The organism is Vibrio sp. 1CM24A, assembly GCF_023161725.1.
GTDB classification, from domain to species: domain Bacteria; phylum Pseudomonadota; class Gammaproteobacteria; order Enterobacterales; family Vibrionaceae; genus Vibrio; species Vibrio coralliirubri.
In genome coordinates this window covers 682,477-708,303 of the sequence record NZ_JALNTS010000001.1, presented here as the reverse complement: position 1 = coordinate 708,303, position 25,827 = coordinate 682,477, and the positions used below count along the sequence as shown (strand labels likewise).

Here is a 25,827-nt window from a genome sequence, read left to right as displayed (position 1 = left end):
TAAGTGTGAATAAAGCATACTGATGTATTTATTGTTAATAAATGAATATAATCAGATGTAAACATAACAAAAAACAAATGTGAGTGGCAAAGTGAATTCAAACAATAAGTTAGATAAAAGAGACCTGCGAAGATTAGAGCTTTTTTGTGAAATTGTTGAGCAAGGAGGCATCAATCAGGCGGTCGCCAGCACTGGGATTAGCCAACCTGTGCTGAGTAATCAGCTTATTGCCTTGGAAAAAAGCTTAGAATTAACATTATGCCAACGTGGACGACGTGGTTTTAAGCTGACTCACGAAGGTGAGCAAGTGTATAAATATGCGAACCAATTGAAGTCGACCTTAACTGACTTCGCTTATAAGTTACGAGGTGTACAGACAGAACTCTCAGGGCATGTGCGAATTGGATGCTTGGATAACACCGTCACTTTGCCCTATAACCCACTTCCTAAAGCGATCGAGACGTTTTACCAACGCAGTAACAGTGTAGAGGTGAGTGTTGATGTTGGCGATTTCACTCAGTTGAATGAGAAGCTAGCAAAGAACCAGATTGATATGATGATAGTGGTTCTAGGGTCACATCAAAAATCAGCGTTTCAACATAAATACCCACTGTTTGAAGAGCACAGTTATCTGTATGCGCGCAAAGATCTGGCCGAGAAGATCATGGACAGGGATTTCTCATTGGATGGCTGTCGCATCAACATGGGCGGCTATGCCAAAGACGAGATGTTCCGATTACTGAATATCGAGCAGTACGATTCCGTAAAGCCTTTTGATGGTTGGCATGTCGAGTCGGGTGTAATTTTAACCTTGGCCGGCACACACCTGAGTTTTTTACCGTCTCACTTAATCGACCGTGGCCATTATGACCAAGCCTTGATTCCGCTTCAGCCCGAGAAATGGAGCCTCAAGAGCCAGTTTTACGTGGTGTTGAAGCAACCTGTGGATTCCCTTTCTCCCGCCGCGCGTGCGTTTTTTGATGAGCTACACCAACCGGAAGCATCGGCTTCAATATAGAGAACTCGTCGCTTCTCAATAGCACTTAAGATACTTTCCTATATACAAAAAATCCTCTGCCAAGACAGAGGATTTTTGCTTTTATGCTTTATGAGTGAAAACTAACGGTTCTCGAAGCGGTTGTAATCCAACAAGCCGAACTCGATCGGTTGGTCTTGTTGATACCAACGATGAACGCGATCACTGAATGGCCAGAATTCGCTAGAACTGCGTCGTACCGCAAACTTGTCTAGCAGCGCCACGTAGTCCTCTTCTGTGCTTAAGTTTTGCAGCGTTTTAACCAGATTAGGAATCTCGCTCTCGGTTAATGATAGGTAAGCCGCAGGGTAGCTACCGACAACGCCTTGTACGAGGGTTAGGTCATCATTGGCGTAATCGCGGTTACCTTCTTCATTAAACAAGCTAGAAATGTTGCTGTGCGCGTTATTGTGAATCATAGTGAACAGTTGTTCTTCGCCGTTTTCGCCTTCAATCATGATCATCACTAATTGAGGCACATGACGCAGGCCTTCTCCCTTAATCAAATTCACTTGGTTAAGCAGTGCTTCATTCTTTCTACCAAAACCTGTTTCAACAATCTCAAAACGATTATCGAGAACAGGTGCGAGCTTATCTTTGATCATATTAAGCAGTTCACGCTTCGGATCGGCCGTTTTGTAAACCACGCTGGTCGGCTGATCAAAAGGCGCAATGTTTCGCTGCAAGTAGTCACTCAGTTGTGCGCTTTGGTTCTGGTACCAGCTAGAGTGTTCAATGTGGCGAACGTCTTTAGGAAGAAGGGTTAAGAAGTTACTCTCACCTTCAAGACGCAAGAAGTCCATGAACATGCGTGTAATCAGTTGGTGGCCAAAGTTACCGTAAACATCGAAGCCTGCAACGAGAAGATAATGAATACGCTCTAGAAGAGCATAATCAAGAATCCACGCGGTCTTAGGTTGCGTGCCAACTAACCCTTGTACAACAGAGGCGCTATCGAAGTGCCTAAATACGGTGAGAGCAGCATTCGGGTTGATGCCATCGCCATCCCAAATGATGCCAGTGTCTAGGTTTACGCCACTTTCGAACCATTGGTTGGTGAAGTCTGATTTCGCGTTTAGGTATCGCGCTTGTTGCTTCGCGTATCTTACCCAGTTGGTCACAGGTACGGTGTTGCTTTTTAGCTCGCTAGGCAGCTTTAAGTTTTTCTTTTGGCTTGCATAGAAGGCGTTGATTTCCGGAACATCGGCTTTCTCTGGGTCGATGAAGAAAACCCAAAAACGGTCGTTAATTACGTTCAAGGCAAGTTGGCCACGACACACAGGTCCTTTGATATAGGCCATGATGGTGTTTTGCGCGTTATCCAACATGAAGTTGAAGCGCGAGTTTACTGGCAGCGCTTCAAATGATGTCATTGGGTTAGCTGAAACATCGATGTCGTAACTAGGCAGTTGTTTTACTTCGTAATTAACGTCGACAAACCAGGCATTCCACTTTTGTAGACGCTCTTTATTAAGTGCGAAAGGCATGTGCGTTTTGTCGACGATGGTGCCTTGCTCTGGAATCAGACGGTAGTAAACACGGTCTACTTTTGGATCGTCATAAGGGCGACGAGTCGTGATGCGCTGTACCGCTTCACCCGGAGGTGTTGCAGAGCGAACAACAGTGAAGAAGCGTGTTGGCTGAGCTAAATCAGAAAAATAGACATGAGATAAAAACAGGTGCTCATAGATGTAACGTGCTGAAAGTTGGCTCTTATTATCACTCTTATTTAAAAAGCTTTCGTAGACATTAACGAGCTCTTGCTCTGCATCATTTAGCGGAATATGGTCGTTCATTAACGCGCCATTTTCCAACCAACTCATTAAAGTCGCGTATTCGGTTTTATCTAAATTCGGCATCCCATAAGGCATCCCCCAAGTTGGGTAATCTCTCTCGTATTGAGCGTACTCTTCAATCGTTGGGCACTGTTGGTCGCGATCGATTGAAAAGTCGAAACCTTCAAGCTGGGTTTGATCGGGCAGAGGGTGATTCTCTTTCTGGATCAACATACGAGAAACAAGACCAGCATCGAGGTTAGCCGTTGAGTTCTGCATTCGCTCATTGAGGACTGGATGAAAATCCGCATCGCGCCACTCTTGCGTGGTTAACGCATCTTCAAACAAGCGAGTAGGGGCTGATGCCGTCAAGCGGGTGCCTTGATAAACGAGTGCTTTGCTCGCGCCTCGGTCTATGCCTTCCACTGAAGACATTTTGAGTTGGCAAGGGGCATCATAACAAGCGTGACAAACCACACATCGGTTATCAATGATCGGCTTTACTTCGTCAATGAAGTGCTGTGCTTGAGCCGAAAGAATAGGAGCTTGGCGATCGCGTACTTGTTGTTCACCAAACAGTTCGTCGAAGTTTAAACCCGCGTAGACGGCACAACCTGAGAAGACGCTAACAAAAGCTAAAATGAAGAGTTTTTTCAAATTCATACGTATTTAAATATTAGGCATTTTCTATAATTATATCGAAAATGATTGAAAATGCTCATGTTCTAACAATTTTGTAGACAAGATCTTGATGGGACGAGTGACTTGTCGATGCGCGTCACTCGCTTGTGCTCAGAAATTGGAGTTTAGACCTAGCTAGATTTAAGCCCTAAGAGTTAAAAGCTAAAAGCCAACAGTTAAGAGCTAAGAACTAAGACTCACTGATTGACGTAACAAACAGAGAAAGGGACAGACAATCGCTCAAACTCTTTGATCCAGCGCCACTGGTTGTCTTGCAGTTTATCACCAGGGCCTTTGACTTCAATCCAATGAAACTCACCGCCCTTGAATGCAATCAAATCCGGCATCCCAGTTCTAAATAGCTTTAAATCACTCAATATCACCTTGAAGAGATCGACAACTAAGGCATTTGGAATCGAAGCCAAGCTGTGTTCGATGAGTGCCTTAGGAAAATAATTCCAATGAACAAAGGGATTAGCGATACCTTGCTTTTCATCGTAAATATTGAGCAAATGGTTCAGCCCATGTTTGGATATCGTCTGAAACACGGCTTCAACCTGTCCGGCTCGCTTGTCTACGAAATCTGAATGGTACAGATCCAATGGTCGATGTTGGTATCGATTGATAAAGGCGCCTTCAACGTCTGCGAAAATGACATCCCAGAAAGCCAAACCAAACAAGCCACACAGAAAACTGTTTTCAGAAAAGTAGACATCCCAACCTTGGTTCTCATAATGCTGCTTCACCGCAAGCTCGACTCGCGTTTGGCTGAGGTCCAATTCCAGTCTTATCTCTTTGCAGCTCGGCTTTATGGTTCGTGAAACTTTGTGCCCCTGTTTCCGGAGTAGCCTGTCTTCAAGCTTAATCGCGACTTCCAACTCTGACACATCCGTTGGAGTAGCTTTCATCTGCGTGACAATGTCACACATTAAGTCTAGCGTACCTTGCTTATCACAGATGCGCGCAAGTCGCTCTCTGCTAGGAGGAAGTGTAGATTGCTTGAACCAAAAGATAGCTTGGTCGTTTAGGTTAAGCCTTTCTAGATCGCGAGCAATATCATTGATCAAACGCGAGCGTTTTCTGGCAATGCTTCTGTGCTCTGATTCTTCAGGAATCGAATTTAAAAGCAGTTCCAGAAACTCGCCATCTTTGCGGTCACCTTCTGAATACAAGCGTTGAATATCGCGCATCTGGATTAATTGATTGAGTTGATCTCTAGAAGTGAAGAAGCGGCGCTGCTTGCTTAATGGGTAGTTCTCAAAGGTATTGAGCCCAAGAGCGCTCAAGACGAATTGGCTTAAGTCTTGATAGGTGTTGGCAAAGAACAGCAACAGTAATACATCGATCACTTGAGATTCGATGACGTAAATACAGTCAAAAGTTAGGCTTTGAAATTGATCAAAAGGTTGCTGATCAAGTCGTAACAACAGCTCGTCTTTCTTGGCAGTTCTATGGCTCTTAAGGGCGGGGAATACATTCAACAGCTCTGGTTTGGTGAGCAAGTACAACCCTAGCTCGACCTCACTAATGTCGAGGTCATGCTGTTCTTCGGGATGACTCAACCCAATGAAGCCTGAGGTGCTTAGCTCTTGCAGTGCGGTCTTTAGATCTGGAATCTCAATATAGTTGAGTTTATCGCTGCGAAACCAACGGCCTTTACGAGAAAGCAAACGAACCATTAAGCATTGGCTTGAAACGGAAAGACGTTTGTATGCGGACAACCAACGGCATTCATCGTCACTCAGAAGATCGGGGTAGAGCGTTTGAGCGTGTTCAACCAACCGATTGAAGTTGTCGAGATAATAAGTAGGGGAGAGCTGAAGAGTGGTTTCGGTCGTCAATGGAGAAGTCGCTTGATACAAAAAGAGCCTAACCCTAAGGTTAAGCTCTTCAGTAACAAATTCAATCTTTTCTGTTGATTAAGCTTGCGATGCTTTTAGTTCAGCAACTTTAGCTTCAGAGATTGGCTTAGTGATGATTGCTAGAACAATACACACTGCCATCATAACTGCAGAGATTGTGTAAGCTAGGCCGTAACCTTCGCCGTTTGACATTGAGAAGCCAACAACTGCTGCACCGATAGCGCCGCCGATACCCCATGCCGTGTAAAGCACGCCGTAGTTAGTACCGTAGTTTTTCAGGCCGTAGAACTCAGCAGTTAGTGTTGGGAAGACTGCTAGAAGCGTACCGTAACCAACAGCTGCGATAGCCGTACCAATGATTAGCGTGAATTCAGAGTTGAACGTAGCGAATAGAGCCATGTTCGCGCCTTGAAGGATGAACGCTAGAAGTAGAGTACGTACACCACCGATTTTATCTGCAAGCATACCCGCAGCAACACGGCCGCCTGAGTTGAATACTGCAAGGATAGACGCTAGGTAAACTGCGTTTGGCAGGTTAGCTTGAACGCTAGCAATTGTAGTGATGTTACCGATGATCATTAGACCAACAGATGCAGCGAATGCGTACATGATCCATAGAGAGTAGAACTGAGGAGTCTTCAGCATTACTTTCCAAGTTAGGTCTTCAGTTTTCTTAACCGCTTTAGGAGCTTGGCCTGCTTTTACTTTAGGCTCAGCTGGCGTGTAATCCGCTGGTGGGTTGTTGATTGTTGCTGCTAGAGGTACTGCGATTGCAAGTACACCAACACCAAGAATCATAAAGCTAGTTTGGATACCCATGCTGTCGATTAGCGCAGAAGTTACTGGTGCTAGGTAGATAGCTGCAAGACCGAAGCCTGCTGCGATAAGACCGTTAACCATACCTTTCTTAGAAGAGTGGAACCACTTCATTGCTGATGGAGACAGACATGCGTAACCGAAGCCGATACCAGCACCTGTCATCACACCGAACGTGATGTTCAGCATCATAGGCGTTGTAGCGAAACCAGAAGCAATCATACCTAGGCCTGTAAGCGCTGTACCTAGGATAAGGATCTTACGTGGACCCATACGGTCTTGTAGGATGCCCGCAACAAGAAGACAAACAGAGAATGTGATAGTTGCAATAGCGTAAGGTGAAGATGCTTCAGCAGCACTCCAACCAGCTTCAGTTACTAGCGCTTTGTTAAATACACTCCAAGCATACAGGATGCCAAGACAAAGGTTGATACAGAAGCCTGCTAGCAGGATACGTGTTGCTTTATCAATCTTGCTCATTTTTATTCTCAGTTTTGTCATCGGTTAGTGGAGAGCCACTTAACTAAAGACGGGTTATTGTGATTGTTTCTTCAAAATTAGTTTGCGTTTATCAACAGATAGCGCAAAAGAGCGCGGATTATAACCAATAAAAATGTGATTGGAATCTCTTTTTCCATTTTCGGTAAATTAAATTCATTTTGTTAATAATTTGTTTTTCATTGGTTTTTAAAATGTATTCAACACCTTTCTGTTTTGTTCTTTTTCGCTCTGTTTTCTTATTATTTCAGGGATTTTGAGGTGATGGTTTTTGAATAGACACGTATTCCGTGCGGATATCACAGAGTTACAAATAATTTTAATTAATTTCTAAGGTTAAATTTGTGTAACAAAATAAATCGAAACAGCGCTTTGTTCATATGAGACAAGGAGTAACGGAGTTTTATTAAAAACAGAATGTTAAGTAATTGTTAAGGGTGCTTTTTGTTAGTACTTTTGCTTACATTTTGTTCGATTGGAGGGGTTGTGTTGTCCGTAAAAAGTGGGAAAATAGTACGCAAACTGAGATTCCAAATTTGAAAGGATGCGTTTCCAACTTATGGTGAGGCGAGTATTATGAAACTGTTTTTAATTTTATTGATGTCAATTTCTGGTGGTGTAGCGGCAGCTGACCATATTCACTCTTTCCTATTCGGCTTCTATGTTGCGGCTCTAGCAGTTGGTAGTTGCTACTGGCTTGCATTCCGCAGTACGCGTTTCCCACAGTTGGCATTAGTGCTATTGATGTGTGGCTTTTTTGCGAAAATTGCAGTGACTGTTATCGGTGTTTCTTGGGGTATCTCGAACGATATCATTCAATCGCCGTTCATTTTCTCATTGTCATACCTGTTCTTCTTAGTGGTTGTGTCTTACGTTTGGTTTGCATACCGCGATAAATTGACGCTAAAACAACGCGCTAAGAAGGTAGAAGAGTCTCGCAAACAAGCGGCAGCGTAATTCGATTTGATTCTTAAAAAGCCTTCTTCGGAAGGCTTTTTTGATCCTGCCTACCTGAACTCTATTCTTTGGTTATGACGGCAGATAAAAGAAACCCCAGTATGGTGACATACTGGGGTTTCTTGTTATGTATCTATTATCTAGCAGTTACCATCTACCAAAGACTACTCTGAAGGCGTGTTACTTCTTCATCATCTTAGCGAGATCGGCGAACGGGTTGTGTGTCGCTGACTGATGATCATCTAAACTCGCTTTTGCATCCACACCATAACGCTCATGGTCAGTGTATTTTGAATGCTCATGATCGTGACAGTACAGGCACAGTAACTCCCAGTTGCTGCCATCTTCAGGGTTGTTTGTATGGTCGTGATCCACGTGGTGAACGGTAAGCTCTCGGAGGTTTGAGTAAACAAATTCACGCGCACACTTACCACAAACCCAAGGGTACAGTTTTAGTGCTTTTTCGCGGTAGCCTTTCTCTTGGCGAGCATACGCTGCACTCGAACCTGTGAAATCAGAAGACATTGCCAAATCCTTATCAATTGTAATATCCCGATTTTATCACAGCTTTCTTGAAGCTGTCGGTATGTCGTTCGTAAAATCATTGCTAAATGATGCAGTGGACTTATCGATATTAGATTGAAGTTTGAATACAGACTTACCTTCAACACACACCAACGCTTAAGCGGGTTATGTCTTTCTGGAATAAGCCATGCTTAACAGTTTGAAAATAAATCGTATTCAGGGGTTTTAACCACAGGCATGTGACCTAATATCAGTTTGTGAGACCCTATATTAATAAGGAAATATCATGTCAGAACAATACACTCCGCCAAAAGTTTGGGTTAACGATACTGCTGGTGGTAACAAGTGGGCAAACATCAATAGTCCTGAATCTGGAGCTCGCTTTGATAAAGAACTTCCTGTTGGTGACCATGCTTTTCAATTGTATTCTCTTGGCACACCTAACGGTCAAAAAGTCACTATCTTGCTGGAAGAGTTGTTAGCGGCGGGTGTTAAAGAAGCTGAATATGATGCGTACTTGATCAACATCGGTGAGGCTGACCAGTTCTCTTCTGGCTTTGTTGGCGTGAATCCAAACTCCAAAATACCAGCACTTGTCGACAAGTCTGGTGACGAAGACGTTAATGTTTTCGAATCGGCATCTATATTGATGCACTTAGCTGAAAAATTTGGTCACTTCTTACCAAAAGAGGGGGCAGCAAGAACACAAACCATTAACTGGTTGTTCTGGGCACAAGGTTCTGCCCCATTCCTAGGCGGAGGCTTTGGCCATTTCTATGCTTACGCTGATGAAAAGCAAGAGTACCCAATTAACCGCTTTGCGATGGAAGCTAAGCGTCAACTAGACGTGTTAGACAAACAACTCGCAAATAACAGATTTGTGGCAGGTGAAGAGCTAAGCATCGCTGATATCGCGATCTGGCCATGGTATGGCAACCTTGTGCTGGGCAAAATATACGATGCTGCTGAGTTCCTACAGGTTGAGTCTTACACCAACGTTGTGCGCTGGGCGAAGCAACTAGAAGCGCGCGAAGGTTTCCAACGAGGCCGAGTGGTTAACCGTTCATTTGGCGAAGAGTGGGAGCAAGTACCAGAGCGCCATTCTGCAGAAGACATTGACCGAGTTTTAAAGCTTAAGCCTTAGTTCTTTTTTGAACGTGTTTTTGGCAGATATACCCTATCGGTCTTAATGTTAATGGCTAATTGAAACACCATATCTCATCGAGATATGGTGTTTTTTCGTTTTAAGGTAGGGGGAGGTTTTGCAATTGGAATGAGAGTCTCAATTATCTTTTTATTCAATCGCTTATGAGCAATGGTCTTTGTGGTCAAGACAAAAAACAATAGTCATCGAGATGGAGTAAATCTATAAGATAACGGTCCATTTAAAATTACGACTAACTTCGCTCAATGAAAAAAAACTTAATTGCGCTGGCTATCATATCCGCGGCTCTTTCCGGGTGTAATCACGACTCACTAAGCTATAGTGATGGCCCTGATACGGTTCCTCCAACAGACATTCTTCCGCCGACAGATATTGTTCCACCAACGGATATTCTTCCGCCGACAGATATTGTTCCACCAACGGATATTCTTCCACCAACGGATATTCTTCCGCCGACTGACATTGTTCCACCAACAGATATTATTCCCCCAACAACTTACATCGGTTCGCTGTTGTCGAGCGGGGCGTTTGTTTCTGGAGATGTGTACTGTGACGGCATTCATCTTGAAAACGGAACGTTCAGTGTAAAACAAGGCGTGAGTTTTAGTTGTACCTTGGGTCACCTTACTTTAGGTGATTTCACTGCTCCTTTCCCTGAAGTTACCGAAAGCACGATTTCAAATGATGCGCTTCATGCGGCATTTGAGTTGACAGAATTACATGGAGACAACGTTACCAAGGTACTCGAATCAATTGATGTTTGTGAGACTGAAAGTGCTATCTGTTTAAAAGAACTGGATGCTTTTGATATTGAGGATGTGTTCTCGCAACTTGATGATCAAGATGCTGTTGATGCGTACTTTTCATCGAAAGAAGAAGAGTCTACCGATGAAGTAGGTAAGGCTCCTAGTTCACACGTAGACACAACTGTTGTTCCTGCGGTTGACCCTAATGCGGACAATAACCTTAACGCTGGTTTTGTTTCTGCAGACGCAGAGTCTACCTATGCTTATAAGCCAAGTGTTGAAGGCAAGGTGTTAACTCGCAGTAAGCTTACAGACGCTAATGGTACGCCGATTTCTGGGATCAGTTTCTTTTCGGCTAACGCGACGGGCGTGACGGATGAAGAGGGAACCTTTGAGTACCTGTGGGGCGACAGAATTGTTTTTGGTATTGATACGTTTGAGTTTGGCTCCATTACGGGTAATCAGATTACTTATAAATTGTCTGATGTGACCAATAATGTGGTAGAGAAAGCGAATATCCAGTCATTACTAGAGCGCTACGCGGTTGATCATGTAAGTTATTATGAGATATCTGAAGAAGTCCAAGATACCTTTTCAAAGTACCCTAACGTTATAAATGAGTTGATCAACCTAACTCTGCCAAATGGGGGGCTGATAGAGGGTACAGACTTCGAACTTCCTAATGAGTTTGTTGGTCAGTTTAGCCAAGGGTTAACGGCAGTCATTGATGAGCAGCTGCGCCAAACGCCTCAGTTTATGGATTATGTTCGTCAACCTGCCGTTTTATCTATGGATTCTGGTCAGTATGTTACAGAGTCTCTGCTGCAAATCTTCCACAACGTCACCACATTCCATGTCTTCAATGACAATGGTAGCTTTTACGGTGCGACTGGGTATACCCGTGGTATGCGAGCTCTAAACATATCGAACAGAGCATTCCCTGTGGTGATGCCAAGAACTGATAAAAACCGTGAGCTTTATTTTAGTGAGCAACAGGCTTGGACTCGTGAAAGCAAGCCTTACATCGCACAACACCCAAGCATTTCGATGCCTCCGATTCCTTTAGTCTCTGAAGACAACGCGACTTATGGTTTTCCATTCGTTACTGCAGGCGAGATAGGCAAAGGTAAGGTCGTGTTCATGGGCAATGGCTTATATCCAAGTATTCTGTCATGCCCAGAGAATTATTGGGCTAATCGCACATTACATATCGACAGCAACAAACAACAGTGCACTGTTTCGACGTTTGAAAACCTACTACATGATGACCAAGGCAGCATGAGGCTGTTTTTCTCGAACTTGTTTGAGTGGTTCAACAATGGTTTGCCTATTGCCGGGATGAATGCAGTCACCAATATTGATCAAGCCTATTCGGCTTATCACCACTCCACAATGGGTAAGCAGTACACGTTTTTTGTTAGTCCTCAGTATGGTTTTGCATCAGTAGAAAAGCGTGGTTCAGGTGACTTTGATGGCTTGGAGGCGAGCACTACGCCGATTTTGATCCTTCAGGCATACCCACCTAAGTTGGTTCAAGATGGCATGACTAACCAGTTTGTTGCTGACTTGGATAACCCTAACTTAAACCAAGACGATATTACGGCTCTTATTAACTATGTTAATGACGGTGGCAATATCTTGTTTATGGATGCGATTCAAACGACTAACCCTGAACCTATTGGACGCTTGGCAGATGCCGTAGGTGTATCTCTTGGTGGTGAAAACGTTACGCCGACAAACCAAGCTTTCTGCGGTAGCTCTTATTACTGCCAAGCACCTTATCCTAATCTTCACGTGAAGAGCCAAAAGGAAATGGTGGTTCTTGAGCGTTTTCAAGATAACCAAGGAGAGCCTCCATTCACGGTAAATCAAGATGGTACGGTTGAGTGGATCAAAGATGAGTCCAAGATTAAGTTTGAGATCCCGACTTATGAGGTTACTAAGTTAGACGCTGAAGGGAAGCCAGTGCTTGATGCGTCTGGTGTAACAGTAATGGAGAAAAAATCCGCACGTATCTTTGTTGAATCGGCAGAAGAGCGTGAAGCGGCGATCAAAGAACTGCAATCTGCATTTGTTGGAACTGATCCTTGTACAAACGATTATGAATATGAATTTAACTGTATTGAAACTCGTTCTGGAGATGGTGTTACTGTTCGTGGTGCTTATCATCGCGCAGACTTTGAACGCTATGAAGTAAGTGAAGCTGTTGTTGGTAGTATGGTTAAAGCGGCGAACTTGGGCACTAACTTTACGGCGCTTTATGAGCATGAAATTTACTATAGAACAAAAGGTACTCAAGGTAAGCGTCTGTCTAACAGCGAATTGAATCAAGCGTTTGATAACCTATCTGTATGGATGTGGAATGACAACGCATACCGTTTTGAAACAGACATACAAGATGAGTTGGGGTTCAAGCAAGCTGTTCAGTTCCTAAACTGTTATACCCAAGACTTACATCAAACAGACACAATGGATGCACAGTGTCCTGTTGACCTAAAAGCGTCGTTAGTCGCTAATGGAATGATTCATGGTGAAGGTGAGTTATCGGGACAGTTGAATCCTAGTTACCCGTTGAACTATATGGAAAAGCCACTGACTCGTATCATGTTGGGGCGCTCATTCTGGGATCATGAAATCGTTGTTGATACCACAATGTATCCGGGTCGAACTTCGGGGGCATCTTCGTCAAGTACGGTAATGGTTCAGACCAACGGTAAAGCGGTGACGTATGCGGCAGGAAACAATCAATCGACAGGTCTGTGGGCACCTCAATTACAAGAAGTAACCATTCAAGATGGCGTGGCAGCTACGATTACTGTGATGATGGCGGATGATCTTACAGGTAAGCCGAATCACGAAACGAGCTTGAAACGTCCTCCGCGTATGCAAACCAGCTACGATTACAATGGTTCGAGCTTAAATTTCAAAGCCCCTTATGGCGGCCTGATTTATATTCAACCGAAAGTAAAAGAGCTTGGTGAAGTTTCGTTTAGCATTAATGGCGCGTTAAAAGCGGCTTGGTGGAAAGAGGGACAGTGGATTAACACTATTCAATCGGCAGACGCACCAATTGCAGAAATCGATACGGGTTCATTTATTTACACTACACCAATCAGGAATCTAGAATCCGCTAATTTGAACCAATTCGCAACAGATATGAATCGTTTCGCTGAAGCTGCAAGTGACTTCTACGGGCGTGATGAGAAACAAAGCACTGGTTTACACCGTAGGTTTACTTATCCAGAACTAAAGGCGTTCCGCCATCGTTTTGTGAATGACGTGCAGATTTCGATTGGTGCGGCTCACTCTGGTTACCCAGTGATGAATTCAAGCTTTAACGCAAATCGGACATACATTCCAACCAACCCTGTGAACGACTGGCTGTTGTGGCATGAGGTGGGTCATAACTTAGCATCAGATCCTTTCCTTGCGGCTGGTAGTACAGAAGTGACCAATAACCTTCTTGCGTTGTATATGCAGGAGTTAGAGGGGCGCAATGCAAACCCTGAAATGGATCGTATTAAATCGGATATTAAGAAAGCACCTAAATGGCTAGAGCTCAATAATGAACATGCGTGGTCACATGGTGATGCAGGTTTACGATTAGTTATGTTTGGTCAGCTAAAAATCTGGGCAAAATCGAACTTTGCAATTGATGATTGGTATACACGCGGTGCAAGCCAATCTGATGTGTATAGTGAAGATGAAGGCTGGAACATGTTCAAACTTATGCACCGTAAAGCTCGAGGTGATACAGAGGGCGATGCGGTTGAAAACTATTGTAGTGCCAAAGATACTGGGCTAACCGGTGGCGACTTAATGATGGTATGTAGCTCCTACGTTTCCAACTATGACTTAAGTGATTTCTTTGTTGCTTGGAACGTGGGAGAAACTTCAATGACTAATGCTGATGGCACGAAGTCTTATAGTGGCGGAATTAGCTCTAAAGGTCTTAGTGCGGTTGAACAATTAAAACTAGAGAAACCAAAGAACAGTCCTTTGAATGTTGATTCAATTTACTAACGCTAATTATTGCTAAAGCATTTTATAGCTTAAAAACAAACGCCACACTGAAACTACGTGTGGCGTTTTTGTTGCAATGCTCTAGAAATTTCTGCTAGATCAGTCTTCTACATGATGTTTAATACTTCGGCTACCATTGGTTGGCTGTCCTTGCTGGAGAAAGCAGGTTAAACTGTTCGCATCATAATTCTAAAGGATGGTGCCATGTACCACGGTCATATCTATTTCCCTCTGCGTTTTGCAGAGCAGGCAGAAACACTGCGTCAGAAAATTTTATCGGAACGTAAAGATGTATTAGAGGTTTTCCCATTAATACAGCGTTTGGTTGGTCCACATAAGATGCCGATGTTTGAGATTCACTTTGCTAACAAAGAGTCGGGTATTGTTGAATGGCTTGAGCAAGAACGCGGTGATATGTCGGTGTTGATTCACCCTGTGACTGGCGGTGAAGAAACTTTGGACCACACAGTAAGAGCGACATGGCTTGGTCGTGAACTGGGTGTCTTTGAAGAAACACTAAGTAGCTAATTTAATTCGCGCCCGACAGTACGTGCCTAATCAACGTACTTAGTCAATATCGCTGCTGTCGGGTGTGCCAATACTCACTAACGTGTTGAACTATGTTCTTCCTTAAACAACTAGCTTCTCCAACTATTACCCAATAACAGTGATACCGCTACCGACACACCTAATGCGATTAAGATATTAGGTAAGTACAGTCCCCAAATCGCGACACAAACCGCCACGGTTACCACAGCCCACAACAGTGTTTCTAAAATCCAAGTGCCCATAACATAACTCCTAACTAGATTGTGCGACTAACATAACCAAGCCAAGGTAAACTTTTGGTCACCATCAATTAACCTTTCAGAAAATCGCTACAGCATGACTTTAACGATGAACTCATTGTTGTGGGTTTCATGAGTAAACTGCCAACCTTGGTTCTGACAAACGCGATCAATGAGCTCTAGGCCGATACCAAAAGAGGTTTGCTGTTCTGAGTCGTTTGCTAGGTTTTCATCTTCCAAACGGTTGGTCACCTCAAACTGATGTTCTGTCAGTGTAATTCTGATATCTCCGCTACCACCGTGTTGAAATGCATTTCGGACTAAGTTGGTGAGCACAACCTCAGTTAATTCACGGGGCAGAGTATGTTCTTCTTGCTCTACCTTGGTTTGAATATCTACTTCTTTGTTTTTCAAAAGATAGCGTTGGCTTTCGATGATGTTATCGATCAAAGGTTCTAGTTTGATGTATTCATAGTTGGTTTCTATCTCGCTATTGCGGCTCATCCACAGCAGCGTTGTTACCAAGGCTTTCATGTTGGAGGCTGAACGTTGGATTCGCGCGACGGCTCGCTGACCGCTGTTTGGAATGCTTTCAGACAACCGAACCAGCATATCGCCACTGGCTGAAATGGTGGCAATTGGTGTTCTTAATTCGTGGCTGGCTGCTCTTAAGAAAAAGCTTTCACGTTCATTGGCTTGGCGTTCACCTTGTACGCTTTTAACCAGTTGTGAAGCCAACTGATCGATCTCTTTATATCGAAACTGAGTTAGCCCTTCAGTCTTGTCCACATCAAGAGATTCAGACCATTTTGATAGGGTAATAATCGGTTTGGTGACTCGATGTATCAGAAGGCGAATGATCAAAAATACCAAGAGTAAAAGGGCACCGATAGCGATGAAGGCATTGTTAATTTGAGCTACAGAATCAGGTGGATTCAGCTCGAATAGATTCAAGTAGATGGCTTCATCATATTCCGAAATGATGTATAGCGCTTCGTCGCTACCTGATATCGGATGTTTTGCGGCATAGAGGTACTGACCTGATTCGCTGTTTGATGAAAGCTCGTAGTGTTCATGAATTTCATCGTTATCAAATGCTTTCCAATCAAAGGCTTGTTGGAACTTAGCGGGCAGATCTGAATAGCTTAGAAAGGCTTGGAATGTTGGGTTTTGGTAGCCTGGCAGTTGCCCTGTTTCGATGTATTGTTGCTCTGCGACTTCCAACTCATATAAGAATCCATATTTTGCCGATTCATTGAGACCGATGTGATAGCTCTGAGACACCATCAAGCTGTAGATGGCTGTGAGTAATACGACGATGCCAAACAGGTAGAGGTAGATGTCGCGCTTAATACTGACTCGATTCATGTTCGCGTGTTTCATGATGGCTCCCCATGTAAGACAACACCAATCCCATGAACCGTGTGGATTAGCTTTGAATCAAAGGGCGCATCAACCACTTGTCGAAGCTTAAACAAATGCGCTTTCATGCTATCTGAGCTTGGCATCTCGTCTTCCCATGCTTCTTCAAGTTTTGCTTTGCTCACCACGTTGGGGCTGTTTCGCACTAACATTACGAGCATTCGCCAACACACAGGGGAGAGCTTCAATAGCTTGCTGTCTCTAATGGCTTGATGCTTATCCAAGTCCAGTTTGAGGTCTGCCACAGACAATGACGTCACGGAGCCTTGAGCGCGACGCACTAATGCCATCAACCGTACTTTGAGCTCTTCCATTGCAAAAGGCTTCACTAGATAGTCATCTGAACCTACCTCGAATCCGGCGATTTTGTCTTGTAGAGTGTCTCTTGCCGTTAACATAAGGATAGGTGTCGTGACGCCTTGTTGTCGAAGAGATTGGCAGACATCGAGCCCGTCCATTTTGGGCATGTTGATGTCCGTTAAGATGATGTCATAACGCCCCTCTAGCGCAAGATTGAGACCCGCACTGCCATTGTAAGCAAAATCGAATTCGAAACCGTCGAGTTCCATATAGTCTGCAATGGCTTCTGCTAAGTCGCTGTCGTCTTCAATCAACAGGGCGTTAATGCTCATAAGTGTCCTTACTTTGTTTCTCGTTCTCTTTTCCAAGCCCAGATAGGTGGCTGGATAAGAAGTTGTAATCGGTAGTTCCAATTCGGCGCATGCCATAACTGTTGGCACAGTTTAACGTAGCCGTGGAAATATACCTTAAATGGGTTCACAGAGTTGATTCGAGGGAACACACCATATCTGACTTCTTCCTCTTCTTTGGCGAAGGTACCGAACATACGATCCCAAATGATGAAGATGCCTGCATAGTTCTTATCAAGATACTGTTTGTTGGTTGCGTGGTGCACTCTATGGTGTGAAGGCGTATTAAACACGGCTTCAACAGGGCGGGGCAGTCGTTTGACGGTTTCAGTGTGCAGCAGTGTCTGAAACAGTTGAACAAAGGTTTCACACATCAGAACCACAAACGGATTGAAACCAAGCAGAATCAACGGCAAATGGAAAAAGAACGGGAAGAACCAATCTAAAGGCCCAAACCTGTAAGCAACCGAGATATTAAAGTAAGGCGAGCTGTGGTGAACCGAGTGCGTTCCCCACGCTAAGCCATTACTGTGCAAGAATCTGTGTTCCCAGTAATACGTGAGATCGGCCAAGATCAAGCAACCAAGAATTGTCCAACCAGATATTGGCAATTGAGTCAGGCTGAAGTTCTCGTAAGCGTAAACAAACGCGCCCACATAGGCTAACCCGACAAAGAAAACGGTAACCAATAGGAAGAACAAGGTGACTAAGTTGGTCGCGCTGTCTCCCAACATATTCCAGCTGAGCTTTTTCTTAAAGGCATAGCGGATAAGCTCAAAGATAAACAGAGCCAGAGCAAGCAGTAGAAAGTTGTCATCTACCCAAGTCTCGGTAAGGATGATGCTCGTTTCTGTGAATGTTTGAGAGAGAAAATTCCCAATGCTATCCATAGTGAAATCCATAACTAAATCCTTTACTGGTTGTTCTTATAATAGACGTATAACTCGCTAGAATCTGGCAACCCATGCTGATTCAGCTGGTGGTGTTCTATAACCATGTCCACTTCTTTTAATATCGCGATTTCTTCCCAAGCCTGTGCTAATTCTTGTTCAGTATGTTCGCCTTTATTAAGTAGAAGCGTACCTTTGGCTTTGTTTGGAATTTGGATTAAGCGATTGTTTTTGTTTGATGTTGATTGCTTAGTCGGGAAGCCAATGGTGACAGTAGCCGTGCTGAAGTCGGAACTGATGTCCTGATAGATCACGACGACTTTCTGTTGCTGTGCGATCTCCTCATCATTTGTTTCTAGGTTTTGGTAGAAATCGACCCATAGAGCAGGTACGTCCTCTAAAGGGATAGTCTTGCTCAAACCTTGCAGGTAAGTCGTATTTGCAGTGGCCTGTTGTTTTACCTCTACGGACTTATCTATGGATAGCGTACTTGTTGACGACTTGCTTTGTGACAACTCGGCTATTGGTTGCTCGGTTAAGGCATCCGCAATCGCGGGCTGAGTATGTAATAGCCCCCAAACTGCGCCAGTAATACCGACAGTTGTGAGTATTGAAGCGAATAATTTCATGCTATTTCCTTGTTGTTCATTTTTCTTATCAAGGACAGTAAAGGAGCCAAGGTAAACAAAAGGTAACCGAGGGGGATTGTTTTAGTCAGAGAGTATTGGTGATTCATTAAAAAAGGCTCCTCAATTGAGGAGCCTTTGTTTTATTTGTTGCATTGAAATTATCAATGCATCAGGAGCGCTCTAAATTAAAGAGCTTGGGGGATTAAGCCTCTGCAGTTGCCTTAGAATCGCTCATCTTTTTAAGAGCTGCGTAACCAAAGCCTGTTACTGCTGTACCTGCTGCAATCGCCACTAGGTACATTAGAACTGGAGAGATAGCACCAGGAATTAGTAGTACGAATAGACCGCCGTGTGGAGCCATTAGCTGAGCACCAAACATCATTGATAGAGCGCCAGTTAGTGCGCCACCTGCCATACAAGCTGGGATAACACGCATTGGATCTTTCGCTGCGAATGGGATTGCACCTTCAGAGATGAAACATAGGCCAAGAACGAATGATGCTTTACCCGCTTCACGCTCGCCCGCTTCAAACTTGTCTTTCACTAAGAAAGTCGCAAGACCCATACCTAGAGCTGGAACCATACCTGCTGCCATGATAGCCGCCATTGGTGCGTAAGTTTGCGAAGCCAGTAGACCAACACCGAATGTGTAAGCCGCTTTGTTTACCGGACCACCAAGGTCGAAACACATCATTGCGCCTAGAATCACACCCAGAAGAATCGCGTTAGACGTTCCCATGTTGTTTAGGAAAGTTGTCATTGCGCTCATCACGCCAGAAACAGGGCCACCCACGATGTAAACCATCACAAGACCAGTGAACAAACTCGCGATAAACGGAATGATCAGGATTGGCTTGAGGGCTTCCATGGATTGTGGAAGTTGAACCTTGTCGGCAATGAATTTCGCTGCGTAACCGGCAATGAAACCTGCTGCGATACCACCTAGGAAGCCTGCGCCTGTTGAGCTAGCCAGCATACCGCCGATTAGACCTGGAGCCAGACCCGGACGGTCAGCAATTGAGAATGCAATGAAACCAGCCAGAACAGGAATCATTAGAGCGAATGCAGAACCACCACCGATAGTCATCAGTGCTGCAGCCAGTGTGCCTTCTTCTTTAAACGCTTCGATACCGAATACGAAAGAGAGTGCGATGATCAAACCACCCGCAACAACCACAGGAAGCATGTGTGAAACACCCGTCATTAGGTGCTTGTACACGCCTTTCTTCTCGTCAGCAGGTGCTGAATTTGAAGAAGCAGTGTGTTGGTATGGTTTAGCTTCTGCGAACGCTTTTTCCATCTCTTGCTTTGTTTTCTTCAAAGCAGGGCTTGTTGTTGTTTTGTATAGCGCTTTGCCGTTAAAACGATCAAGAGGAACGTCGATATCTGCTGCGATGATAACTAGATCAGCGTCTGCGATTTCTTGGTCTGTCAGTTGGTTTTTCGCACCTACAGAGCCGCGAGTTTCTACTTTGATTTGGTGACCTAGGCGTTTGCCTTCGGCTTCAAGCGCTTCAGCGGCCATAAAGGTGTGTGCAACACCAGTTGGACAAGCGGTGATCGCTACGATCTTTTTGCTACCTGTAGCAGGTGACGTACCAGTCACTTCAACAGTGCTTTGAACTTGAGAAGCGTCTAATACCGTTGCTTCTGCTACCGCTTTCTCTAGAAACGCTTTTGCATCAGCTGTGCATTCAGAGATAGCTGCTTGGTATACTTTCTTGCCGACAAAGCGCGCTTTATCAACGTTTGTGTTGGCTGCGATAACTACAACGTCGCTGCTGTCGATAGCGTCTTGCGATACAGTTGAGTCAGGTAATACGCTTGATTGACATTCAATAGCGGCGTTCCAACCCAGTGCTTTTGTCGCTTGCTCTAACAAGCCTGCTGCGATGATGCTGTTTGCTACGCCACTAGGGCAAGCTGTGATAATGGTAATATTCATAATAAACCTTTTGTCCTATTTGCTTGTGTCTAACTGGCTAGTTGGAGCACTAAGCGACTGTAATTGGATATTTTGTAGTACTGAATCCAGCTCTTGTTGGCTGGTGATGCCCACGCCTACCTGTGAAACTGCTAGAGCAGATAGGGCGGTTGCGAATTTAATAAGTTCTGGTTTTGGCATCTGTTGCATGTGACCCCAACATAGACCAGCAACCAATGTGTCACCTGCGCCTACCGTGCTTACTACTTGCATGCGCGGTGGTTGAGCATGTAACCATTCACCTTGGTTAAGCCACATCACGCCTTCAGCGCCAAGTGATACCACGATGTTCTCGATGCCTTTTTCACTTAGGGCTTGGCCCGCGTGTTGGCATTGGTCACGAGTTGTCAGCTCTGCATTGAACAGCTGAGACAGCTCTTCATCGTTTGGTTTGATCAACCATGGTTGTGCATTGATACCGGCTTTAAGTGCGTCACGGCTGCTATCAAATAGAACCTTCTTACCTAAATCGTGTAAGCGTTGAACCCAAGAAGCGCAAAGCTCAGGAGAGATACCTTGTGGCAAGCTGCCTGCAATCACGAAGTAATCGTGCGTTTCAGCAAGTTCTAATAGGGTTTCTTCGAACGCTTTAATTGCGTCAGCATCAACAGGAACACCTGGGAAGTTGATGTCGCTTACTTGGCCTGAGTTTTCAACCAGTTTTACGTTGATTCGAGTTGCGCCATCAACACGGATGAAGCGGTCAGCTGCGCCCATCTGTTCAAACAGTTGGCAGAACGCTTCTTCATTATTGCGACCAAGGAAACCTGTTACGGTCACTTTCGCGCCAAGCTCTGAAAGAACTTTTGCGACGTTTACGCCTTTGCCCGCTGCGTGCAAAGAGCCTTTGTTTACTAGGCTAACTGAACCAACGTTAAGTGCGTTGATAGCGCCTGTCAGGTCTAGAGCAGGGTTAAGCGTTACAGTGACCGCTTTGATTTGTTTATCAGACATATCGACTCCTTAACCTTCGCCAAGGCCTGAAGCGATAGCTTTGCCAATCGATTCAAGTGCTTGTGCTGCGTCATCTCCTTCAGCAACAAACTGAAGCTGGTGGCCGTGTTTAACGCCAAGTGCGATCACTTTCATCAAGCTCTTCGCGTTCACTTCTTTTCCGTCGCCATCTAGGTTTGACACGCGGATTGTTGATTCAAACTTCTTCGCTTCAGCGACTAGCATTGCACCCGGACGAGCGTGCAGGCCGTGTGCGTTTTTGATTTTGAATACTGCGCAGTTGTCATCGTCTTGAGAAGCTGTAGAAACCGCTTCACCTTTCAGAAGGCCAATGACTTGCGCTGCGTCAGCGGTTAACAGTTGTTGTTGCTTACCTTCGAAAACCATCTTGCTTAGGTTTGCCAGAATAGATTGGTGCGCGCTGTTGCAAGCTGCGAATGCTACCAATGCTTTAACTGGTGTGCCTTCGTATTCACAATGGTTCGCTGTTGAAACGAAAGATACGCCAGTGCGTGTTACGCCTTTGTCGCTGCCCAACAACCACAGGCCTTGGCCTAGGTGAGTTGGTGTTTTTGTTACTAGGTCAGCAACGAATGCGTTGTCTGTGCAACCTGTGTTCTTAAGTAGGCCACCCGCAACTGCAGACATTTGAATCATGTCGCTCGCAGGGAACAGTAGCTGAACCAAAGAAGCGTCTAGGTCGGCTTCTAGTTGAACTTCGCCGTTAAGTAGGGCGATGATTTCGTCTTCTGATTTCGCTTGCTTTAATTTCTCTTCAACACCGTCAGCTGCTAGCACTTTCGTTAGCTGCTTAAGAATGCCCAAGTGCTCGTCAGATTTCGCTGCAATACCAATTGCTACGTAAACACGGTTGCCGTCTGCCCAGTCAATACCTTCAGGGAAGTGGTGTACCGCAACGCCTGTCTCTTTAACTAGGCCACGAGTATCCGTCGTTCCGTGAGGAATCGCGATGCCGTTACCTAGGAACGTAGAGTTCTGGTTTTCACGGTTCAACATTCCTTCAACGTAACCAGAGTCAACTAAACCTTTAGCTGTCAGGTCGCCAGCAATGTTTTGGATTGCTTTGAATTTGTCTTCGGCAGTTTGGCCTAGAGTGATGTCAGATTTTGATAATTTAAGCATGGTGCCTCTTTAGCGTATCGCTTGAGAATTTGTGTATCGCTACGATTCAGTCTAGAGCAATATTTGCCCTTTGCTTTATGTTTGCTGAATCGGTTCAGCATTCAGTGTAAAAAAATTCAGCAAAGCCGATTTTGGTTTTCAAAATAGTTTTGCTGCGTGTCGTAATTCCAGTTTCGTTAACAACAAGAAGCTGAATCACGACAAATGACGCTCAATCCATTCAAAAGGATGATTGAAGTCACTTTTCAGATTTTGCTGAATCCTTTCAGCTTTTATACTGAATCGATTCAGCATATAATTCAACTAATCCAAGGATCAGAAGATTGGTTATATGATCCTACGCACAAAATACAGGTCACCCATATGACACTAGATGAAATTGCCAAACTAGCTGGTGTGTCGAAAACCACAGCCAGCTATGTGATTAATGGCAAGGCGCAGAAATACAGAATCAGTGAAAAGACACAGCAGAAAGTAATGGCAGTGGTGGAAGAGTATAACTACCGACCAGATCATGCTGCTTCGTCGCTGCGCGCTGGTAATAGCCGTTCATTTGGTTTGATTATTCCTGATCTGGAAAACAGCAGTTACGCGCGTTTAGCAAAATTGATAGAGCAGAACTCACGTAAAGTGGGCTATCAGATTTTGATTGGTTGCTCTGATGATGACGCTGAAACCGAACGTAAAGTTGCGGAAGCGCTTGTTAGCCGTCGTATCGATGCTTTGCTGGTGGCGAGCTCAATGCCAGACGCCAATGAGTTCTACTTGAAGTTGCAAAACTCAGGCACCCCCGTTATTGCGATAGACCGTCCTTTAGATGATGAGCACTTTGCCTGCGTGATCAGTGAAGATTTCGAGGCTGCATTTGAACTGACGCACTCGATTCTTGATCACAGCATTCACAGTGTTGGCTTAATTGGTGCGCTGCCTGATCTGAACATTTCACGTGAACGTCAGTTGGGTTTTGAAGCGGCGAATAAAGCACATACTCAACAAACAGGGCTAACAGAAAACAAGCCGATGGTTGTCGGTTATGGCGAGCACTTTGACCGAGAATCAGGGCGCGAGATTTTTGAGGGCTGGATTGCTAAAGGCACAGTGCCTGATGCAATTGTCACTATGTCTTATACCTTACTAGAAGGTGTGTTGGATGTGATGGTCGAAAAGCCAGAACTGATCAGCCAAGTAAAGCTAGCAACCTTTGGTGATAACCGTTTATTGGATTTCTTACCTTTTAAAGTCCACTCACTGCCACAGCAATTCGAAGTGATTGCAGACAGCGCCTTTGCACTTGCTTTGAACGCGTCAGCTAAACGCTACCAAGCGGGCATTGAGCTAGTGCCGAGAAGCTTAGTTAGACGAGGCTAGCTCGATCTTTACGGTTAGCTAGAAGCCTTGCGTTTAGCTCGAACTTGGAATTAACCCGAACCTGTAATTAACTCGAACTCAGCAACAAGCCCATTTCTACAATGGCAACAATGCCGAGCAACAAAGCCAACACTTTCCAAAACTGGATTGGGTTTCGGTTTATCAAAGGTTGCTTGGCTTTGCTTTTGACCAAGCTTTGGTTTGGTGTGTAAAGGTCTGCCACAAAATCTCCCAACACTTGATGACGTTCGCTTGGCGATTCGGCGCAGGCTTTCTGTAAAACCAAATCAACCCAAGCCGGTATATCAGCTCGTTTCTGTGTGATGGGTTGGTATTCCCATTGATAGTGGCGAGATTGTTTAAGCGATTGGGCAGTCATTTCAGAGTAGGGAAGTTCGCCGGTTAGCATTTCATAGCCGATCACGGCGATAGAGAATAGATCTGAGCTGGTGGTCGCGCTGTTGTGCTTGATGGTCTCGGGTGCAATGTAATTGACCGCGCCTAATGGTGTGTCGTCCTTGTCGGTGAGCTCTCCCTCTTCAAGGCCTCTCACTAACACCGCACCAAGGTCGATGATTTTAACCTCACCATCACGTTGAATCATGATGTTTTCAGGCTTTAAGTCTCGGTGCACCATGTCTGCACGTTGTAATACTCGGATGCCTTGAGTGATCTTTTCTAGTATGTCGCGCACTTCATTGAGTGACGGTTTTGGATTGTCGTACATCCATTGTCTTAGCGTGATGCCTTCTACCCATTCGCAGATTTGGTATAAGAATTGCGAGTTCTCTGGCGTCGGATAAACCTTCATTACTCTCTTGTTTTTTAACAAGATTCCCGCCCATTGTTCATTAAAGAAAGCTCTGAGTTGAGAAGGGCTATCGTGATATTGAACAGAAGGGACTTTCAGCACGAACTCGGTTTGTGTCTCTTTTTGCATCACACGATACACATGGCTTCTAGAGCCGGCATATAACACCTCAAGTACCATGAAGTTGTCGATACTTTGCCCGAGCTTTAAAGCGGGTGGGATGGCACGTTTAGCCAGCTTTTCATGGAACTCAATCAGCGAAGGCTTAGGCAGATGGCTGACTTGCACAATCAAGCAACTGACATTGTCTGAGCTATTGTGGCTTAAAGCGGTGTTACAAATGGTTTGCGCTGCGTATTCGAAATCCGCTCCGGGTTTGTCGATGTGTTCCTTGAAGGTGTTGGGAGAGACAAACTCGTGCACCCCATCAGATGTCAGGATAAAGCAGTCGTTTTTCTTGATAGGCAGGGTTTGATAGTCAACGTTGAGTTGGTTATCCATGCCTAAGGCGCGTGTTAGATAATGCTTCTGTCCCATATTTTTACGGGTGTGGTCGCGGGTCAGTTGGCGTAATTCTCCATCTCTGAGTAAGTAAATGCGACTGTCGCCAACGTGGAATATATGTGCGGTGTTCGATTTTAAGATCACGCTGCTGAACGTCGAAACGAGAGCATTGTGGTTCACTTGTTGTGCGGGATGAATATTAGAAACAGACGTGTTGAAGAGCCAAGAATTGAGGGACGTTAAAACCTTTTGCGCCGAACGCTGAATGCTCCAGCTTTGGGGAGTTGCGTAATAGTCGTCGATAAACTGCATCACGCTGGTGTGACTGGCTTTCTGGCCGTGTTCACTGCAACTTGCGCCGTCTGCTATGCAGGCAACACTGCCTTTCAACTCTTGCTCTGCGCGAGTTTTGGGGTGTTTTACAATGATGGCATCTTGGTTTTCATCACGTACGCCTTGATTCGAATAACCACCAAACTTAAGCGTTAACTGGTTGCTGGATTCTGGCGCGATGACTTGCCCTTGGCTGAATGAAATTGTCATAACTGGTCTTCTTCTTAACTGCTCTTCTTCCCGCTTCCTTGACAGAACATCCTAGGA

Annotated in this window: 19 protein-coding genes; 6 read left to right on the top strand and 13 right to left on the bottom strand. The window is 44.8% G+C overall.

Annotated features, from left to right (window positions below; genetic code table 11):
- Window positions 1–79 precede the first annotated feature (79 nt).
- On the top strand, window positions 80–1,018 hold the full coding sequence (locus MSG38_RS02925) for a LysR family transcriptional regulator (protein WP_248400958.1): 939 nt from the start codon (window positions 80–82) through the stop codon (window positions 1,016–1,018).
- A 101-nt stretch (window positions 1,019–1,119) separates the two neighbouring features.
- On the opposite strand, the gene MSG38_RS02920 is transcribed toward MSG38_RS02925, so the two are convergent.
- From MSG38_RS02920 to MSG38_RS02910, 3 genes are all read right to left on the bottom strand, one after another.
- Window positions 1,120–3,474 (bottom strand): fatty acid cis/trans isomerase, encoded by a 2,355-nt coding sequence (locus MSG38_RS02920; protein ID WP_248400957.1) that lies wholly within the window; start codon window positions 3,472–3,474, stop codon window positions 1,120–1,122.
- A 215-nt stretch (window positions 3,475–3,689) separates the two neighbouring features.
- Window positions 3,690–5,354, bottom strand: a complete 1,665-nt coding sequence (locus MSG38_RS02915; RefSeq protein ID WP_248400956.1) for a VRR-NUC domain-containing protein — start codon at window positions 5,352–5,354, stop codon at window positions 3,690–3,692.
- A 57-nt stretch (window positions 5,355–5,411) separates the two neighbouring features.
- Window positions 5,412–6,650, bottom strand: coding sequence for an OFA family MFS transporter (locus tag MSG38_RS02910; RefSeq protein WP_048608721.1), 1,239 nt, complete (start codon window positions 6,648–6,650; stop codon window positions 5,412–5,414).
- Window positions 6,651–7,244: 594 nt separating this feature from the next.
- Here MSG38_RS02910 and MSG38_RS02905 point away from each other — a divergent pair.
- Complete coding sequence (locus MSG38_RS02905) at window positions 7,245–7,625, top strand: hypothetical protein (protein ID WP_017064770.1); 381 nt, start codon at window positions 7,245–7,247, stop codon at window positions 7,623–7,625.
- A gap of 180 nt (window positions 7,626–7,805) precedes the next feature.
- Here the strand turns inward: MSG38_RS02905 and MSG38_RS02900 are convergent, their stop codons facing one another.
- Complete coding sequence (locus tag MSG38_RS02900; protein ID WP_017060876.1) at window positions 7,806–8,150, bottom strand: YajD family HNH nuclease; 345 nt, start codon at window positions 8,148–8,150, stop codon at window positions 7,806–7,808.
- Window positions 8,151–8,436: 286 nt separating this feature from the next.
- Between MSG38_RS02900 and yghU the strand changes: the two genes are divergently transcribed.
- From yghU to MSG38_RS02885, 3 genes are all read left to right on the top strand, one after another.
- A complete protein-coding gene (gene yghU, locus MSG38_RS02895) occupies window positions 8,437–9,294 on the top strand; it encodes a glutathione-dependent disulfide-bond oxidoreductase (RefSeq protein WP_248400955.1) in 858 nt (285 codons plus the stop codon).
- Between the two features lie 266 nt (window positions 9,295–9,560).
- The gene (locus MSG38_RS02890; RefSeq protein WP_248400954.1) at window positions 9,561–14,084 is read left to right on the top strand and encodes an SslE/AcfD family lipoprotein zinc metalloprotease; all 4,524 of its coding nucleotides are present in this window, start codon (window positions 9,561–9,563) and stop codon (window positions 14,082–14,084) included.
- A gap of 204 nt (window positions 14,085–14,288) precedes the next feature.
- Window positions 14,289–14,612, top strand: a complete 324-nt coding sequence (locus tag MSG38_RS02885; RefSeq protein ID WP_017082518.1) for a DOPA 4,5-dioxygenase family protein — start codon at window positions 14,289–14,291, stop codon at window positions 14,610–14,612.
- A gap of 110 nt (window positions 14,613–14,722) precedes the next feature.
- Here MSG38_RS02885 and MSG38_RS02880 read toward each other — a convergent pair whose 3' ends face one another.
- The 8 genes from MSG38_RS02880 to fruB form a co-directional block, all read right to left on the bottom strand.
- A complete protein-coding gene (locus tag MSG38_RS02880; RefSeq protein WP_009844874.1) occupies window positions 14,723–14,875 on the bottom strand; it encodes a hypothetical protein in 153 nt (50 codons plus the stop codon).
- An 87-nt stretch (window positions 14,876–14,962) separates the two neighbouring features.
- A complete protein-coding gene (locus MSG38_RS02875; protein ID WP_248400953.1) occupies window positions 14,963–16,255 on the bottom strand; it encodes a HAMP domain-containing sensor histidine kinase in 1,293 nt (430 codons plus the stop codon).
- Window positions 16,252–16,926 carry a response regulator transcription factor gene (locus tag MSG38_RS02870; RefSeq protein WP_248400952.1) on the bottom strand — a complete coding sequence of 225 codons (675 nt, stop codon included), beginning with the start codon at window positions 16,924–16,926 and terminating at the stop codon, window positions 16,252–16,254. The genes MSG38_RS02875 and MSG38_RS02870 overlap by 4 nt, the downstream gene beginning before the upstream one ends.
- 8 nt (window positions 16,927–16,934) lie before the next feature.
- A complete protein-coding gene (locus MSG38_RS02865) occupies window positions 16,935–17,846 on the bottom strand; it encodes a sterol desaturase family protein (RefSeq protein ID WP_248400951.1) in 912 nt (303 codons plus the stop codon).
- An 11-nt stretch (window positions 17,847–17,857) separates the two neighbouring features.
- Window positions 17,858–18,463 carry a hypothetical protein gene (locus MSG38_RS02860; RefSeq protein WP_248400950.1) on the bottom strand — a complete coding sequence of 202 codons (606 nt, stop codon included), beginning with the start codon at window positions 18,461–18,463 and terminating at the stop codon, window positions 17,858–17,860.
- 202 nt (window positions 18,464–18,665) lie between these two features.
- Complete coding sequence (gene fruA / locus MSG38_RS02855) at window positions 18,666–20,408, bottom strand: PTS fructose transporter subunit IIBC (protein ID WP_248400949.1); 1,743 nt, start codon at window positions 20,406–20,408, stop codon at window positions 18,666–18,668.
- A 15-nt stretch (window positions 20,409–20,423) separates the two neighbouring features.
- On the bottom strand, window positions 20,424–21,401 hold the full coding sequence (gene pfkB / locus MSG38_RS02850; RefSeq protein ID WP_248400948.1) for a 1-phosphofructokinase: 978 nt from the start codon (window positions 21,399–21,401) through the stop codon (window positions 20,424–20,426).
- A gap of 9 nt (window positions 21,402–21,410) precedes the next feature.
- Window positions 21,411–22,544, bottom strand: a complete 1,134-nt coding sequence (fruB, locus tag MSG38_RS02845) for a fused PTS fructose transporter subunit IIA/HPr protein (RefSeq protein WP_050646611.1) — start codon at window positions 22,542–22,544, stop codon at window positions 21,411–21,413.
- Between the two features lie 363 nt (window positions 22,545–22,907).
- On the opposite strand from fruB, the gene cra reads away from it, so the two are divergent.
- On the top strand, window positions 22,908–23,912 hold the full coding sequence (gene cra, locus MSG38_RS02840) for a catabolite repressor/activator (RefSeq protein WP_248400947.1): 1,005 nt from the start codon (window positions 22,908–22,910) through the stop codon (window positions 23,910–23,912).
- Between the two features lie 67 nt (window positions 23,913–23,979).
- On the opposite strand, the gene MSG38_RS02835 is transcribed toward cra, so the two are convergent.
- Window positions 23,980–25,770, bottom strand: a complete 1,791-nt coding sequence (locus MSG38_RS02835) for a bifunctional protein-serine/threonine kinase/phosphatase (protein ID WP_248400946.1) — start codon at window positions 25,768–25,770, stop codon at window positions 23,980–23,982.
- Between the last annotated feature and the right edge of the window lie 57 nt (window positions 25,771–25,827).

Bases quoted from the DNA above. Each gene is read 5' to 3' on its own strand.
- fruA (WP_248400949.1), bottom strand. From the start codon at position 20,408: ATGAATATTACCATTATCACAGCTTGCCCTAGTGGCGTAGCAAACAGC.
- MSG38_RS02865 (WP_248400951.1), bottom strand. From the start codon at position 17,846: ATGGATTTCACTATGGATAGCATTGGGAATTTTCTCTCTCAAACATTC.
- MSG38_RS02910 (WP_048608721.1), bottom strand. From the start codon at position 6,650: ATGAGCAAGATTGATAAAGCAACACGTATCCTGCTAGCAGGCTTCTGT.
- MSG38_RS02890 (WP_248400954.1), top strand. From the start codon at position 9,561: ATGAAAAAAAACTTAATTGCGCTGGCTATCATATCCGCGGCTCTTTCC.
- MSG38_RS02860 (WP_248400950.1), bottom strand. From the start codon at position 18,463: ATGAAATTATTCGCTTCAATACTCACAACTGTCGGTATTACTGGCGCA.
- cra (WP_248400947.1), top strand. From the start codon at position 22,908: ATGACACTAGATGAAATTGCCAAACTAGCTGGTGTGTCGAAAACCACA.
- MSG38_RS02875 (WP_248400953.1), bottom strand. From the start codon at position 16,255: ATGAAACACGCGAACATGAATCGAGTCAGTATTAAGCGCGACATCTAC.
- fruB (WP_050646611.1), bottom strand. From the start codon at position 22,544: ATGCTTAAATTATCAAAATCTGACATCACTCTAGGCCAAACTGCCGAA.
- MSG38_RS02835 (WP_248400946.1), bottom strand. From the start codon at position 25,770: ATGACAATTTCATTCAGCCAAGGGCAAGTCATCGCGCCAGAATCCAGC.
- MSG38_RS02900 (WP_017060876.1), bottom strand. From the start codon at position 8,150: ATGTCTTCTGATTTCACAGGTTCGAGTGCAGCGTATGCTCGCCAAGAG.
- MSG38_RS02880 (WP_009844874.1), bottom strand. From the start codon at position 14,875: ATGGGCACTTGGATTTTAGAAACACTGTTGTGGGCTGTGGTAACCGTG.
- MSG38_RS02885 (WP_017082518.1), top strand. From the start codon at position 14,289: ATGTACCACGGTCATATCTATTTCCCTCTGCGTTTTGCAGAGCAGGCA.
- yghU (WP_248400955.1), top strand. From the start codon at position 8,437: ATGTCAGAACAATACACTCCGCCAAAAGTTTGGGTTAACGATACTGCT.
- pfkB (WP_248400948.1), bottom strand. From the start codon at position 21,401: ATGTCTGATAAACAAATCAAAGCGGTCACTGTAACGCTTAACCCTGCT.
- MSG38_RS02870 (WP_248400952.1), bottom strand. From the start codon at position 16,926: ATGAGCATTAACGCCCTGTTGATTGAAGACGACAGCGACTTAGCAGAA.
- MSG38_RS02905 (WP_017064770.1), top strand. From the start codon at position 7,245: ATGAAACTGTTTTTAATTTTATTGATGTCAATTTCTGGTGGTGTAGCG.
- MSG38_RS02920 (WP_248400957.1), bottom strand. From the start codon at position 3,474: ATGAATTTGAAAAAACTCTTCATTTTAGCTTTTGTTAGCGTCTTCTCA.